Annotated in this window: 15 protein-coding genes and 1 pseudogene; 9 read left to right on the top strand and 7 right to left on the bottom strand. The window is 66.0% G+C overall.

The window, feature by feature from the left end:
• Positions 1 to 243 precede the first annotated feature (243 nt).
• The 4 genes from A5646_RS20140 to dnaA all read right to left on the bottom strand — a co-directional run bounded on the left by A5646_RS20140 (position 244) and on the right by dnaA (position 5,254).
• Positions 244 to 795, bottom strand: coding sequence for a DUF721 family protein (locus A5646_RS20140; protein ID WP_067023770.1), 552 nt, complete (start codon positions 793 to 795; stop codon positions 244 to 246).
• Positions 792 to 1,949 carry a DNA replication/repair protein RecF gene (gene recF / locus A5646_RS20135; protein WP_066878913.1) on the bottom strand — a complete coding sequence of 386 codons (1,158 nt, stop codon included), beginning with the start codon at positions 1,947 to 1,949 and terminating at the stop codon, positions 792 to 794. The genes A5646_RS20140 and recF overlap by 4 nt, the downstream gene beginning before the upstream one ends.
• A complete protein-coding gene (dnaN, locus tag A5646_RS20130) occupies positions 1,950 to 3,149 on the bottom strand; it encodes a DNA polymerase III subunit beta (RefSeq protein ID WP_066861838.1) in 1,200 nt (399 codons plus the stop codon).
• A gap of 569 nt (positions 3,150 to 3,718) precedes the next feature.
• A complete protein-coding gene (gene dnaA / locus A5646_RS20125; protein ID WP_066861980.1) occupies positions 3,719 to 5,254 on the bottom strand; it encodes a chromosomal replication initiator protein DnaA in 1,536 nt (511 codons plus the stop codon).
• A gap of 598 nt (positions 5,255 to 5,852) precedes the next feature.
• Between dnaA and rpmH the strand changes: the two genes are divergently transcribed.
• The 9 genes from rpmH (at position 5,853) to A5646_RS20090 (ending at position 12,254) form a co-directional block, all read left to right on the top strand.
• On the top strand, positions 5,853 to 5,996 hold the full coding sequence (gene rpmH / locus A5646_RS28380) for a 50S ribosomal protein L34 (RefSeq protein WP_003874369.1): 144 nt from the start codon (positions 5,853 to 5,855) through the stop codon (positions 5,994 to 5,996).
• Positions 5,997 to 6,019: 23 nt separating this feature from the next.
• Positions 6,020 to 6,379, top strand: a complete 360-nt coding sequence (rnpA, locus tag A5646_RS20120; RefSeq protein ID WP_082972030.1) for a ribonuclease P protein component — start codon at positions 6,020 to 6,022, stop codon at positions 6,377 to 6,379.
• Positions 6,376 to 6,723, top strand: a complete 348-nt coding sequence (gene yidD, locus A5646_RS28375) for a membrane protein insertion efficiency factor YidD (RefSeq protein ID WP_156752945.1) — start codon at positions 6,376 to 6,378, stop codon at positions 6,721 to 6,723. Before rnpA ends, yidD begins: the two co-directional genes overlap by 4 nt.
• Positions 6,707 to 7,801 (top strand): membrane protein insertase YidC, encoded by a 1,095-nt coding sequence (gene yidC / locus A5646_RS20115; RefSeq protein ID WP_066861843.1) that lies wholly within the window; start codon positions 6,707 to 6,709, stop codon positions 7,799 to 7,801. Before yidD ends, yidC begins: the two co-directional genes overlap by 17 nt.
• Before the next feature lie 81 nt (positions 7,802 to 7,882).
• Positions 7,883 to 8,449 (top strand): R3H domain-containing nucleic acid-binding protein, encoded by a 567-nt coding sequence (locus A5646_RS20110; protein ID WP_066861846.1) that lies wholly within the window; start codon positions 7,883 to 7,885, stop codon positions 8,447 to 8,449.
• Between the two features lie 74 nt (positions 8,450 to 8,523).
• Positions 8,524 to 9,261, top strand: a complete 738-nt coding sequence (rsmG, locus tag A5646_RS20105; RefSeq protein WP_067023767.1) for a 16S rRNA (guanine(527)-N(7))-methyltransferase RsmG — start codon at positions 8,524 to 8,526, stop codon at positions 9,259 to 9,261.
• Entirely contained in the window at positions 9,156 to 10,217 is a 1,062-nt protein-coding gene (locus A5646_RS20100; protein WP_369806974.1) for a ParA family protein, read from the top strand. Before rsmG ends, A5646_RS20100 begins: the two co-directional genes overlap by 106 nt.
• A 23-nt stretch (positions 10,218 to 10,240) precedes the next feature.
• Positions 10,241 to 11,227, top strand: coding sequence for a ParB/RepB/Spo0J family partition protein (locus A5646_RS20095; protein WP_066861857.1), 987 nt, complete (start codon positions 10,241 to 10,243; stop codon positions 11,225 to 11,227).
• 265 nt (positions 11,228 to 11,492) lie between these two features.
• Positions 11,493 to 12,254: an acetyltransferase gene (locus A5646_RS20090; protein WP_066861859.1), complete on the top strand. Its 762-nt coding sequence runs from the start codon at positions 11,493 to 11,495 to the stop codon at positions 12,252 to 12,254.
• A 3-nt stretch (positions 12,255 to 12,257) separates the two neighbouring features.
• On the opposite strand, the gene A5646_RS20085 is transcribed toward A5646_RS20090, so the two are convergent.
• The 3 genes and pseudogenes from A5646_RS20085 to A5646_RS29130 all read right to left on the bottom strand — a co-directional run.
• Positions 12,258 to 13,478, bottom strand: a complete 1,221-nt coding sequence (locus A5646_RS20085) for an N-acetylmuramoyl-L-alanine amidase (protein ID WP_066878926.1) — start codon at positions 13,476 to 13,478, stop codon at positions 12,258 to 12,260.
• A gap of 133 nt (positions 13,479 to 13,611) precedes the next feature.
• A complete protein-coding gene (trxA, locus tag A5646_RS20080) occupies positions 13,612 to 13,965 on the bottom strand; it encodes a thioredoxin (RefSeq protein ID WP_066861867.1) in 354 nt (117 codons plus the stop codon).
• A pseudogene (locus tag A5646_RS29130) lies at positions 13,962 to 14,114 on the bottom strand (thioredoxin-disulfide reductase); the annotation flags it as partial. The gene trxA and the pseudogene A5646_RS29130, both read right to left, overlap by 4 nt.

The raw sequence follows: 14,114 nt of genomic DNA, 5'->3' as shown, positions 1-14,114 counted from the left end.
TCCTTGGGGTTTCATGCGGGCGGTTCCAGTCACCGCAACAGTCGCATCCTGCCAGTCTAGCGTGAACAGGCATCCGCACCGATTTTCTGGCCGCGTTTCTACCCAGCTAACCGCGCCGTGCGCACGATTTCTTTATTCTCGCCGCGTCCCGACGTGCGTCGAGGGGGTCCGCGTCGTCCTGGCGGATTTCAGCGGCCTGTGGACGAAGCGTGATCTGGGGATGCGGGGTCGCCGCCAACCTCCCTAGCCGTACGTGTCGCGCGGCCCTCGTCCAGCGATGTGACGCGGCCCCTTGCGCCAGGAGGGCGCTGCCGGGCCGGTGATCTTCAACGACGTCACCACGCCGTTGCCGACGGCGGCGGCGATCTTGGCCAATAACTGCGACTGAATCATTCGCAGCTGGGTCGCCCACGCCGTCGATTCGGCGGCCACGCTCAGCACACCGTCGTTCAGCGCGGTCGGCACCGCGTGGTCGGCGATCTGATGGCCGACGACGGTCGCCCAGTTGCCCAGCACCGTGCCCTCGGCGACCTGCGCGGACCACCCACGTTTTCTCGCCAGGTCACGCGCCAGGCTACCCAGCGGCTGCGGGTCGCGTGCGTCAGGTCCCGGCCCCGACCAACTGCGCCGCTGACCCGCGACCCGGCGCGGGGCGGGGGCCGCCGCCCGGCCGCGGCCGGCGTCTTTACCCTGAGCCCGCGCCGCGGCCCGGGCCTCCTCGAGGGTGCGGCGGACCAGATCGATGCCACTCAGGGCATTCGACGGGGCCCGGGGTCCCTCATCAACACCGGTCATGAGTGCATCTCCGACACCCGGCCCGAGTCGCTGTCACGCAAATCGACGTGCACCTGGCGGGCGTCCCAGCCGGCCGGGATATCTTCCAGCACCGCCGCGGTGACCAGCACCTGTTCGGCGGATTCGGCGACCGTGGCCAGCGCGCGGCGCCGGGCGGCGTCGAGTTCGGCGAAGACGTCGTCGAGCAACAACACGGGTTCGCTTTCTTCGGCCCTCAGCAATTCGTATGCGGCCAGCCGCAGCGACAACGCTAATGACCACGATTCGCCATGGCTGGCAAAGCCTTTCGCGGGCTGGTCCCCAAGCCACAATTCCAGATCGTCGCGGTGCGGGCCGACAAGACACATGCCGCGTTCGAGCTCCGCGTCGCGGCGCGCCGACAACGCCGCCAGCAGGGCGGCTTCCAAGAACTCCCGGTCGGCGCCGGCGATGTCCGCCGCGGCCTGGGCGCCCAGGCTGGAGCGATAGCCGATGGATGCGGCGCGTGATCCCGGGGCCAGCAGCTGGTAGGCCTTTTCGACCTCTGGCGTCAACTGGTTCACCAAATCAATACGGGCGGCCATTAATTGGGCGCCGTGTTCGGCCAGGCGACTGTCCCACACGTCGAGCGTGTCCAGTGCGCTCTGGTCGCCGCGGTAGCGCGCCCCGGACAGGGATTTCAACAGCGCGGTGCGCTGCCGCAGCACCTTTTCGTAGTCGGCGCGCACCGCGGCCACCGCCGGGCGGCGCACCGTCGCCAGATCGTCGAGGTAGCGGCGCCGGTCGGATGGATCGCCCCGCACCAACGCCAGGTCTTCGGGGGCGAACAGCACCGCGCGCAGCACCCCAATCACCTCGCGCGTACTGCGCACCGGAGAACGATTGAGCCGCGCCTTATTCGCCCGGCCCGCCGCGATCTCCAGATCGACCGCACACTCCCTGCCTTCGTTGACCACGATCGTGGAAACCACCGCGCGCTCGGCCCCGGCGCGGATCAACGGCGCGTCCGTGCCCACCCGGTGCGAGCCCATAGTGCTCGAATACCACAGCGCCTCAAGGAGATTCGTCTTCCCGAAGCCGTTGGATCCAATGAAGACCGTCCGACCAGGCTGCAATTCGAGGTCGGCGTGTGCCCAGGACCGGAAGTCGCGCAGTCCCAAATGCCGGACGTACACCTAGCCAGGCAACCGGACAGGCATCAACAAGTAGACGTAATCGGTCGGCAGGGCGCTGTACGGACCCGGGCCGGTCGGGTGGCTGTCGTCGCTCAAGGCCGGCCGCAACAGCGCCGGCTTGCCCGGCGTCGTGAAGCCGAACGACACCAGCTCGGAATGGACCGACCCCAACCCGTCGGTCAGATACGTCGGGTTGAACGCGATGGTCAACGGCTCGCCGACGAAATCGACCGCGAGGTCTTCTTCGGCCCGGCCGACATCGTCGGCACCGGCCGACAAGCGCAGCGATCCCTCACTGAATTCCATCCGCACCTGGGCGCCCCGGTCGGCGACCAACGCCACCAGCTTGATCGCCTCGGTCAATTCGGCCACGTTGATGGTGGCGACGGCCGTGTGCTCGGCCGGCAGCAGTTGGCGGAACTTCGGGAATTCCGCGTCCAGCAGACGGGTGGTGGAGCGCTTGCCGTTCCCGCTGATGCCGAGCAATCCGTCTTTCCCGACGCCCGAACCCGCACCCAGTGCCAACCGGACCTCGGAGCCGTCGGCCCCGGTCCGGGCGGCTTCGGCCAATGTCTTGGCCGGCACCAGGACCGCCGCTTCGATGTCCGGCGAGGCCGCCGACCAGGTCAGCTCGCGAACCGCCAGGCGGAATCTGTCGGTGGCCGCCAAAACCACCGTGTCCCCCGAAATCTCAACCCGGATCCCGGTCAACATCGGCAGCGTGTCGTCGCGGCCGGCCGCGATGGCCACCTGGCTGATCGCCTCGGCGAACAAGTCGGCGGGCAGCGTCCCGGTCTCTTCTGGCAGCGCCGGCAGCGTCGGGTAATCCTCGACGGCCATCGTCGGCAACGAGAACCTGGCGTTTCCGCAGTGCAGTGCCACCCGGTTGCCGTCGACGTAGAAGTCGATGGGCTTGTTGGGCAGCGCCCGCACGATGTCCGACAACAGCCGGCCGGACACCAAAACACTTCCCGGAGAAGCGATTTCGGCTGCAACCTGCGCCTCGGCGGAAACCTCGTAATCGAATCCGGAGATCGTCAGGCCCTCATCGGTGCCGGACAGCAGCACACCGGAGAGCACCGGCACCGCGGGTCTGGACGGCAGGTTCTTCGCCACCCACGACACCGCGTCGGCGAAAGACTCCCGCACCAAACGAAATTTCAAGTCGCTGAGGCCAGCCGTCGTCGTCGCCGCGTCCATAGCGTCCCTTCACCTACTCAGCGTTTCGAATCCATTGGCTAGCCTCCCCCCGCTAGCACGGGGCTCCGCCACGAACGCCGATGACATGTGATGAGCCAACGGCGACCGCAACGGCAGTCGAAGAACAACCGTAGATCCTTCGACGCCATCTTGAAAGCTAATCGCAAACCCCGACAACCCGAGCTGACCAAGCCTCGGACGACGAGTGTGCACCGGGCGTTCCCAAGCCTGTATTTCAAAGAAGAACCGATGAAGAGATCTCAGTACCAGTATTAAGGCCTGTGCAAGCTGGGGACAGCGGCCTCTCGGCCCAGCTAGCGCCGCGATCGGCTTGTGCATCGCCGCATGAACACCTGTGGGCGAGGTGTTGGGCGGGTGGGGACGAATGACAACTGTGCACCCAAGCGGTGTTACTACACCGGCGATTAATTGCGTTGTGCACAGTCCTACCCACATCCCCTCGCTGTGGCGGGTGTGACAGACGGGTGTGAAGTTTCTCGAAAAAAATTACGAGCACGCGCAGCGAAAGCCCGGAATCAGGGCCGGGAGCGCCGGGGAGAGAAGAGATTTCAGCGCTTGGAGCGCTGACGGATGCGAGTGGTGAGCTCCTTGACATGATCAAAAACCTCACGCCGCTCGGCCATCTCGGACAAGATCTTGCGCTGCGCGTACATGACCGTGGTGTGGTCGCGGCCGAATGCCTGCCCGATCTTGGGTAATGACAGATCGGTGAGCTCGCGGCACAGATACATCGCGATCTGGCGCGATTGGGCCAGCGCTCGGGTCTTGCCGGGGCCGCGGAGCTCTTCGACCGTGGTGTCGAAGTATTCGGCGGTGGCCGCCATGATGGTGGCCGCGCTGATCTGCATGGTGCTGGCGTCGGCGATCAGATCGCGAAGCACAATCTCGGCCAGCGCCTTGTCGATCGGCGTCTTGTTCAGCGAGGCGAATGCCGTGACGCGGATCAGGGCGCCTTCGAGCTCACGGATGTTGCGCTCGATGCTGCTGGCGATCAGCTCGAGGACATCGTCGGGCACCGCCAGCCGCTCCATCTGTGCTTTCTTGCGCAGGATGGCGATCCGGGTTTCCAGTTCGGGGGGCTGTACGTCGGTGATCAGGCCCCACTCGAACCGCGTCCGCAGCCGATCTTCCAGCGTGGCCAGCTGTTTGGGTGGGCGGTCCGAGGAGATGACGATCTGTTTGTTGGCGTTGTGCAGCGTGTTGAAGGTGTGGAAGAACTCTTCCTGGATACCTTCCTTGCCCTCGATGAACTGAATGTCATCGACCAGCAGCACGTCGACGTCGCGATAGCTGCGCTTGAACGCGACCTTGCGGTCGTCGCGCAGCGAGTTGATGAAGTCGTTGGTGAATTCCTCGGTGGAGACGTACTTGACTCGCATGCCCGGGAACAGCCGCTGCGCGTAATTGCCGGCGGCGTGCAACAAGTGGGTCTTGCCGAGACCGGACTCGCCCCAGATGAACAAAGGGTTGTAGGCCCGCGCCGGCGCTTCGGCGATCGCCAGGGCGGCGGCGTGGGCGAACCGGTTGGAGGCACCGATGACGAACGTGTCGAAGGTGTAGCGGCGGTTGAGGCTCGTCCCGGCGGCGACGGCCGGATCGATCGCGTGCGGCCGCTCGGTGAAGTAGTTCGGCCACCCCGGCTGGCTGTCGGTGACCGTCTCGCCGTTGTCGAACGCTTCGTCGTTGTCGCCGGCCGCGCCGTCGGCGGGGAAGGCAGGTTCGGTTCCGGGGAACGGTTCGGCCGGCGGGATGAGCGCGTCCTCGACGTCGTCGGGCGGGGGAGCGATGCGAACACCCAGTTGAATCTGCTGGCCGAGGCGCCGGCTGAGCGCATCGGTGATGGGTGCCCGCAGATGTCGTTCGATCTCGTTTTGCACGAAGCTGCTCGGCACCGACAGCAGCGCGAATCCCTCGACGATGGTCAGTGGGCGGACAAGATTGAGCCAGGCCCGCTGCTGGGGAGTGAGGGGTGTGACCAGGGTCGTGCGGTTGGCCGTCATGCCGTCCGCAGGAGGCTCCCCGTTGAGCTCGGAAACGACCGCATTCCACACTGCCGTGAAACTGGAACCGGGGTCATCGGTCAACGACGCATCTCCCTGGTTCTCGAACGTCCCGACCCGAGTCACACACGCTAGGCGACAAAGCAACTGTCCACATAGTTATACACAGGTGTGGACAGGATGATCGTAGGCGAGCCACAACCTACCGGCGACGGCTCGCGATCTCCGCGCTGGAAGAGAACCTCGGAAGGTTGTCTAGGCAGCTAGTCGATCCACCATCCTCGCTTCGTTGTCGAGCGCTGCTTTAGTCTAAATCGACTTCGCAGAAGCTAACAGTTTTCCGTTCGGCTGCCAACCGTTCTGCTGCATTCCAATCCGGTCATTTAGGGTACGTGGGGCTTGCTTCGGCTCGTTATGGTAGCCACGTCCGCGGCGAGTGTGACCGAAACGGAAAATCTTTCCGGCAGGCGGGCGCGGCTTCGTTGCGGCAGGCCAGGTTTGACCAGGCGAAGCCTCGTCAGTACCCTCAAACAGTCGCCCGAAAGTCGGCGATACGGCTGCGACCCGAACCACCTGGGGACCGCGCCGGCCAGTAGCACCAAGACCACCTCCGGTCGAACCGCAGACGAGCCCGATGCGAAACGTCTGAGCGGCCGGATGGCAACACAACGAGGAGAACGTCGTGGCCAAGGGCAAGCGGACCTTCCAGCCGAATAACCGGCGCCGAGCCCGCGTGCATGGCTTCCGCCTGCGGATGCGCACTCGTGCCGGACGCGCGATCGTGTCCGGTCGGCGCCGCAAGGGTCGCCGCGCGCTCTCTGCCTGATCGCAACGTCAGGTCCTTCGGCGGTGCTTCCCGCACGCAACCGCATGACGCGGTCAATTGACTTTGACGCGACGGTGAAGCGCGGGATTCGGATGGCACAGCCCGATCTCGTCGTGCATTTTCACCGCGGCGAAGACGGTGACGAAATCCAAGCGCCGCGCGTCGGACTGGTGGTCGGCAAGCCAGTCGGGTCCGCCGTCGAGCGCCACCGGGTCGCTCGTCGGCTGCGGCACGTCGCCCGAACACTGCTGGGCGAGCTCAGCCAATCCGATCGGTTGGTGATCCGCGCGCTGCCCAGCAGCCGCACCGCCTCCTCCGCCCGACTCGAGCAGGAACTGCGCCGGTGTTTGCGACGCGTGCCGGCGGCAGGAAGCAAGCCGTGACGATCTCGACCCGGCTGCGGGCATCGGTTGGCGACGCCGGACGAGCGACCGCCCGCGGAGTGATTTTCGTGATCCAGCTGTATCGGCATATGGTGTCGCCGCTACGTCCGGCCACGTGTCGCTTCGTCCCGACCTGCAGCCAATACGCGGTCGATGCGCTCAACGAGTACGGCCTGATTCGGGGGAGCTGGTTGGCTGCGGCCAGACTCGCCAAGTGCGGACCATGGCATGAAGGCGGCTGGGACCCGATCCCGGACCGCCCCGGATGCCACGTGAATTGCCAAGATGCCAGCGACGCCCGGGTCCCCCGAGCGGCGCGAGGGGAGAGTGAATCTTTTGTTTGATTTCTTCAGTCTCGACTTCGTCTACTACCCGGTGTCGTGGATCATGTGGGTCTGGTACAAGTTGTTCGCCTCCATGCTGGGGCCGTCGAACTTCTTCGCCTGGGCGCTGTCGGTGATGTTCTTGGTCTTCACGCTGCGGGCGTTGCTCTACAAGCCGTTCGTCCGGCAGATCCGTACCACGCGCCAGATGCAGGAGCTGCAGCCCCAGATCAAGGCGCTGCAAAAGAAGTACGGCAAGGATCGCCAGCGGATGGCGCTCGAGATGCAGAAGCTGCAGCGCGAACACGGGTTCAACCCGATCCTGGGCTGCCTGCCGATGCTGGCGCAGATCCCGGTGTTCATCGGTCTGTATCACGTGCTGCGTTCGTTCAACCGGACTACCGGCGGGTTCGGGCAGCCCCACCTGTCGGTGGCGCAGAACCGGCTCACCGGAAACTACGTCTTCACCCCGACCGACGTCGGCCACTTCCTGGACGCGAACTTGTTCGGCGCACCGATCGGCGCCTTCATGACCCAGCGCACCGGGTTAGACGCGTTCACCTTCTTCAGTCGGCCGGCCGTGATCGCGGTCGGGCTGCCGGTGATGATCCTGGCCGGCGTCGCGACCTACTTCAACAGCCGGGCCTCGGTGGCGCGGCAGAGCCCGGAGGCGGCGGCCAACCCGCAGACCGCGATGATGAACAAGCTCGCGCTGTACGTGTTCCCGCTTGGCGTCGTCGTCGGTGGCCCGTTCCTTCCGCTGGCGATCATCCTGTACTGGTTCGCCAACAACATCTGGACCTTCGGGCAGCAGCATTACGTCTTCGGGATGATCGAGAAAGAGGACGAAGCCAAGAAGCAGGAAGCGATCCAGCGCCGGGCGGCGAACGCCCCGGCGCCGGGTGCCAAGCCGAAGCGGAATCCCAAGGCGGCATCGTCGGGTGGCAACGGCTCGTCGACGCCCGACGCCGAGACGGCTGCGTCCGGTTCGGGGAGCGCGGATTCCGATGGGGCCGACGCGCCGGCCGCCGAGGCGAGCGACGGCCCGACCAACCGCACACCACGGCCCGGGGCGCGGCCGAAAAAGCGCAAACGCTGATACGGGCGGAATGACTAACAGGGCCGCCGGGACAGGGCGATCCGAATTGGGCTGGGGCCCATTGATTGAGGGAGAGAAGACATGACAGACGCCGAGACCACCGAGCGCGACGTCGATACCGAACTCGACACGCAATCGGCCGCCGAGGATGCCGCCGAGTCGGACCCGGAGGAGATCGATGATCTGGAGGAGCGCTTGGTCGCCGAGGGCGAGATAGCCGGCGACTACCTCGAAGAGTTGTTGGACCTGTTGGACTTTGACGGCGATATCGATCTGGACGTCGAGGGCAGCCGCGCCGTCGTGAGCATCGACGGCAGCGACGACCTGAACAAGTTGGTGGGCCGCGGCGGAGAGGTGCTCGACGCGCTGCAGGAGCTCACCCGGCTGGCGGTGCACCAGAAGACGGGCGTGCGGAGCCGGTTGATGCTCGACATCGCGAGCTGGCGTCGGCGGCGCCGGGAGGAGTTGGCGGCGCTGGGCGACAAGGTCGCGCGCCGGGTGCTCGAATCGGGCGAACGTGAAGAGCTCTCGCCGATGACGCCGTTCGAACGAAAGATCGTGCACGACGCCGTCGCCGCGGTGGCCGGGGTGCACAGCGAGAGCGAGGGCGTCGAGCCGTCGCGCCGCGTGGTCGTCCTGCACGACTGACCCCGCCAAGTTACAGCCATGTAGTTCCCTCCCGTCGTACTCCGAAGGTTGACAGTGCGCGTCCCGACTAGAGGATGTTTCACGTGAAACATGTCGGTTCCGCCGATGCGGCGGGCTCGGCGGGGGAGGGCGCCGACCAAGGCTCGTCGCCGGACGCGGCGGCCGCCGTCTTCGGTGAGCGGCTGGGCATCGCCCGCCGGTACGCGGAGGTTTTGGCCACCGCCGGTGTGGAGCGAGGGCTGCTCGGGCCGCGGGAGGTCGACCGCATCTGGGACCGCCACATTCTAAATAGCGCGGCCCTCGCCGAGCTCCTCCATCCGGGAGAGCGCCTCATCGACATCGGGAGTGGGGCGGGCCTGCCGGGGATACCGCTGGCGATCGCGCGGCCCGATCTCGACGTCGTCCTGCTCGAACCGTTGCTGCGCCGCAGCGAATTTCTCAACGAGGTCATCGACGAACTAGGGTTAGCCGTCGAGGTGGTCCGTGGCCGTGCGGAGTTACCGGGAGTGCGCAACCGGTTCGGGGAGAGGGATGCTGCGGTGTCGCGAGCGGTTGCATCGTTGGACAAGCTGACGAAGTGGAGCTTGCCCCTGCTTCGGCCCGACGGTCGGATGCTCGCCATCAAGGGGGAGCGGGCGTCCGACGAAGTTGAACAGTACCGGCGTGTGATGGCTGCATCGGGCGCCGCTGATGTCAGGGTGGTGACATGTGGCGCGAACTATTTGCGTCCCCCCGCAACCGTAGTTTCAGCGCGCCGCCGAAAGCCGCCGCACCACAAGCCGGCACGGACCGGGAAGGCCCGAACCCGATGACTTCTCCTGAAGATTGGCCGGTGGCTCACCACGCACCGGAGGACGTTCGCGAGACGGCGGCGCCCGCGCCGGCGGCCAATGTTTCACGTGAAACAACGGCCGAATTCGACACCCCAATCGGGGCGGCCGCCGAACGCGCGATGCGGGTGCTGCACACCACGTACCCGCCGCTGCGCCGGCCGTCCCATCGCCGCGTTTTCACCGTCGCCAACCAAAAGGGCGGCGTGGGCAAGACGACCACCGCTGTCAACCTCGCGGCGGCGCTCGCGCTGCAGGGACTCAAGACCCTCGTCATCGATCTCGACCCCCAAGGCAACGCGAGCACGGCGCTCGGTATCACCGACCGGCAGTCGGGCACACCGTCGTCGTACGAGGTCTTGCTCGGCGAGGTTTCGGTGCACGATGCGCTGCGTCAGAGCCCGCACAACGAGCGGCTGTTCTGCATCCCGGCCACGATCGACCTGGCGGGCGCCGAGATCGAATTGGTCAGCATGGTGGCGCGCGAGAATCGGTTGCGCACCGCATTGGCCGATTTGGACAACCTCGACTTCGACTGCGTCTTCATCGATTGCCCGCCATCCCTCGGCCTGCTGACGATCAATGCGCTCGTCGCCGCGCCGGAGGTGATGATCCCGATCCAGTGTGAGTACTACGCGCTCGAGGGTGTCTCGCAGCTGATGCGCAACATCGAGATGGTGAAGGCGCACCTCAATCCCAAGCTCGAGGTGACCACGGTGGTGCTGACCATGTATGACGGCCGCACCAAACTGGCGGACCAGGTCGCCGAAGAGGTACGCCGCTACTTCGGGAGCAAGGTGCTGCGCACGGTGATTCCGCGCAGCGTCAAGGTGTCCGAGGCGCCGGGCTACAGCATGACCATCATCGATTACGACCCCGGTTCTCGCGGGGCGATGAGCTATCTCGATGCGAGCCGTGAACTCGCCGAGCGCGATTGACCACCATCCGCGAAGGGACGACGATGACGCAGCCGTTACGCAAGAAGGGCGGCCTCGGCCGAGGCCTGGCTTCGCTTATTCCGACCGGCCCCGCGGAGGGCGACTCGGGACCGGCGACGCTCGGGCCGCGGATGGGCGACGCCGCCGCCGATGTCCTAATCGGGGGACCGCCGCCGCAGGACGCGTCGTCGATGGGCGCGGTCTACCGCGAGATCGCGCCGGCCGACATCGAGCGCAACCCGCGTCAGCCACGGCAGGTCTTCGACGAGGAAGCGCTGTCGGAGCTGGTGCACTCCATCCGCGAGTTCGGCCTCTTGCAGCCGATCGTGGTGCGGGCCGTCAAGGATTCCGCGAGCGGCGCGCGTTATCAGATCGTGATGGGGGAGCGGCGCTGGCGCGCGGCTCAAGAGGCCGGGTTGGCGACCATCCCGGCGATCGTGCGCGAGACCGGTGACGACGATCTGCTGCGCGACGCCCTGTTGGAAAACATCCACCGGGTGCAGCTGAACCCGTTGGAAGAGGCGGCCGCCTATCAGCAGTTGCTCGACGAGTTCGGGGTCACCCACGACGAACTGGCGGCGCGCATCGGCCGGTCGCGGCCGCTGATCACCAACATGATCCGGTTGCTCAAGCTGCCGATCGCGGTGCAGCGCCGGGTGGCCGCCGGGGTGCTGTCCGCGGGTCACGCGCGCGCATTGCTGTCGCTGGAGGCCGGGGCGGAGGCACAGGAGGAGTTGGCCACCCGGATCGTCGCCGAGGGGCTGTCGGTGCGGGCGACCGAGGAGGCGGTCACGTTGGCCAACCGGAGCGGTCCAGCCACGCCGACGGCGCCGCGGCGCAAGCCGATTCAGATGCCGGGCCTGCAGGACGTCGCCGATCGACTCTCGACCGCCTTCGACACCCGGGTGACCGTCAGCCTGGGCAAGCGCAAGGGCAAGATCGTCGTCGAGTTCGGCTCGGTGGACGATCTACAGCGGATCATCGACGTCATGTCCCCGCCCAAGGCATGAACTAGGACACCGTGTAATTACGTCACTGTGACACCGGGGCGGCTTTCGCGAGCAGTCCGCCTACCCCCGGCGTCGGGGATCGACGAAATAGCATGCACATCAACAACTTTCGATAATCGGCGTGTCGCGGTCGCAGAAGGCTGGCGGTCAAGGCGCGTCAACGCCGGTGGCCAGGCCAAAGCTGGCCCGATCGCGACCACCTCTCCTATCCTGGAGGGGTTGCCGGTGCAGATGGCTGCAGTACCGCACAGGAGCCAGGAGGCTAGTGTCCGCTCGAATCACGCCGCTACGGCTCGAGGCATTCGAGCAGCTTCCCAAGCACGCACGTCGGTGCGTCTTCTGGGAAGTCGATCCGGCGACCCTCGGTAATCAGGACCACCTCGCCGACCCCGAGTTCGAAAAAGAAGCGTGGCTGTCGATGGTGATGCTGGAGTGGGGCTCGTGCGGGCAGGTCGCGACCGCGGTCCCGGACGAGCGAAGCCAGTCCGAGCCGCCGTGCCTGGGCTACGTGTTCTACGCCCCGCCGCGGGCCGTGCCGCGGGCGCAGCGGTTCCCGACCGGTCCGGTCTCCGCGGACGCCGTGCTGTTGACGTCGATGGGCATCGAACCCGGGCCGGCGGCCGACGATCTACCGAACGGTTTGATTGCGCGGGTTATCGACGAGCTGGTGCGCCGCGGCGTGCGGGCGCTCGAGGCGTTCGGCCGCACCCCGGCCGCGTCGGAACTGCAGGATCCGCGGCTGGTCGGTCCCGACGTGCGTCCGGTACTGGAAGCGGTGGGCGACTGTTCGGTGGACCATTGCGTCATGGACGCGGAGTTCTTGAAAGACGCGGGTTTCGTTGTGGTGGCACCACATACGTATTTCCCGCGACTGCGGCTCGAGCTCGACAAGGGTCTGGGCTGGAAGGCCGAAGTGGAGGCGGCGCTGGAGCGGCTGCTGGAGAGCGCACACCTGGAGCAGCCGGTCGGTGCCGGGTCTACGGCGGCAAATGCGTTGAAAACGTTGAAAACCACCGCGGGTGGTTAACGGCTAAGAACCGCCCAGCTGGCTGGTGCGTTCCACCGACAATTCGTGGGCCAGCAATTCGGCGAAAGTGAAAGTGCCAGTGGGCCGGTCGTTTTTGCCCAACAGATACAGCCGCTTGACCGCGGCCAGGATTCCCTCGGCGATGGCATCACGGGTCTGCGTTGATACCAGCATCGAGCGATCACGCGGGTTGGTGATGTAGCCGACGTCGACCTGCACCGTGGGCATCCGGGTCAGGCGCAGCAGGTCCCACGTCCGGCCGTGCGTGCGGCAATCTCGTAATCCGGTGCGGGCCACCACTTCCCGCTGGATGAAGTCGGCGAGGTTACGCCCGATGGTGGAGACCGAACCGTGTGAGTTCCCGAAGTGGAACGACGCCACTCCGTTGGCGGCGGCGCTGACCTGACTCTCACAGCGCAGGCTGATCATCAGATCGGCGCCGACGTTGTTGGCGGTGGCGGCGCGCTCGGCATCCAACGGACTGCGGTTGACCGGTCGCGACAGAAAGGTCTCCATGCCGATCGCGGCCATCCGTCCCTCGAGCCGGCTGGCCAAGTCCCACAACACATCTGCTTCACTGATCGGTCCGGACGGGCCCTGCATGATGGCGCCGTGGTCCGCGCCGCCGCGGCCCGGATCGATGATGATCCGCTTGCCCGACAGCTTGGGGCCCGATGAGCGAACGAGCTCTTCTTCGCGGAGCGCGTGTGGCGATCCGCCGCTGACCCGTGAACTCAAAAAGTGAAAGGAGCGCAACGTTTCCGGACCGCAGATCCCGTCGGCGGAAAGCCCGTACTCGCGCTGATACGACATCAACGCGTTGTGCGTCTGCAACCCGAAGTATCCGTCGACCAGGCCGGTGTAGAAACCCAGATCCTGGAGCCGGGCCTGCAGCGTGGCCACGTCATCGCCGAACAGCGGGGCGCCGAATTGGTGGTACAACGTGCGCGCGCCCAACCGGTACGACGCCTCTTTGAGAGCCCGGTAGGTGGCCTCACCGACGATGCCGTCCACCAGCAGGCCGCGATGTTGTTGGAAAGCGCGCACCGCCTGGTCGAGTTCGGCGTCGAAGAGTTCGAGGGCCACCTGCTGGCCGGTGTTGAGATCGTCGTCGGAGCCATCGAGCAGGCCCAGGGAGGCCAGTGTCGCCCGAATCTCGGTCACAGCAGCGCCGCGGTCACCACAGCGCAGCGCGTCGCCGTATTCGCGGCGCGGACTCGACATACAGGGGGCCCTCCGGGACTAACTGACGAGCTCAAAAATGGGCAACAGCTAACCGTATTGTCGCAGACGCTTCGTCAATTCGGGAAAACCCCAGGCTATGCGCGGGGCGTGGTGCGCGGAAATCAAATGAAGATCAGCTGAGGTTGGGAACCGCGTCCGAGAGCTCGCGCAGCAGTGCGGCCTTGCCCTTGGCGCCGACGATTCGCTTCACCGGCTGCCCGTCTTTGAACAAGATCAGGGTGGGAATGGAGACCACCTGGAAGCTCTGTGCGGTTTCGGGGTTGGCGTCCACGTCGAGCTTGGCAACGGTGAGCTGTTCGCCCCGCTCGCTGGCGATCTCTTCGAGGACCGGCGCCACCATCTTGCAGGGGCCGCACCACGTTGCCCAAAAGTCAACCAGCACAGGCTTATTGCTGGACAATACGTCGGTGGAAAACGACGCGTCAGAGACTTCTATTGTGGCCCCGGCTTTTTCGGCGTCGGTCATTGTGGTGCTCCAATCAATGTGTCGGTACTGCCAGGAAATTCGGTTGCGTCGCCTTGGGCGGCGGCGCTGGACTCTTCGTGGTCGGCGAGCCAGCGTTCGGCGTCGATGGCCGCCGAGCAGCCGCTGCCCGCGGCGGTGATGGCTTGGCG

The sequence above is a fragment of the Mycobacterium sp. 1245499.0 genome (assembly GCF_001673615.1).
Taxonomy (GTDB): domain Bacteria; phylum Actinomycetota; class Actinomycetes; order Mycobacteriales; family Mycobacteriaceae; genus Mycobacterium; species Mycobacterium europaeum_A.
The sequence above is the reverse complement of the archived record's forward strand: the minus strand, read 5'-3'. Positions and strand labels throughout refer to the sequence as shown.

Excerpts from the sequence above, each read along its gene's own strand:
- A5646_RS20140 (WP_067023770.1), bottom strand. The coding sequence starts at position 795 with ATGACCGGTGTTGATGAGGGACCCCGGGCCCCGTCGAATGCCCTGAGT.
- dnaN (WP_066861838.1), bottom strand. The coding sequence starts at position 3,149 with ATGGACGCGGCGACGACGACGGCTGGCCTCAGCGACTTGAAATTTCGT.
- A5646_RS20110 (WP_066861846.1), top strand. The coding sequence starts at position 7,883 with ATGACAGACGCCGAGACCACCGAGCGCGACGTCGATACCGAACTCGAC.
- rsmG (WP_067023767.1), top strand. The coding sequence starts at position 8,524 with ATGTTTCACGTGAAACATGTCGGTTCCGCCGATGCGGCGGGCTCGGCG.
- A5646_RS20100 (WP_369806974.1), top strand. The coding sequence starts at position 9,156 with ATGTGGCGCGAACTATTTGCGTCCCCCCGCAACCGTAGTTTCAGCGCG.
- A5646_RS20095 (WP_066861857.1), top strand. The coding sequence starts at position 10,241 with ATGACGCAGCCGTTACGCAAGAAGGGCGGCCTCGGCCGAGGCCTGGCT.
- A5646_RS20085 (WP_066878926.1), bottom strand. The coding sequence starts at position 13,478 with ATGTCGAGTCCGCGCCGCGAATACGGCGACGCGCTGCGCTGTGGTGAC.
- trxA (WP_066861867.1), bottom strand. The coding sequence starts at position 13,965 with ATGACCGACGCCGAAAAAGCCGGGGCCACAATAGAAGTCTCTGACGCG.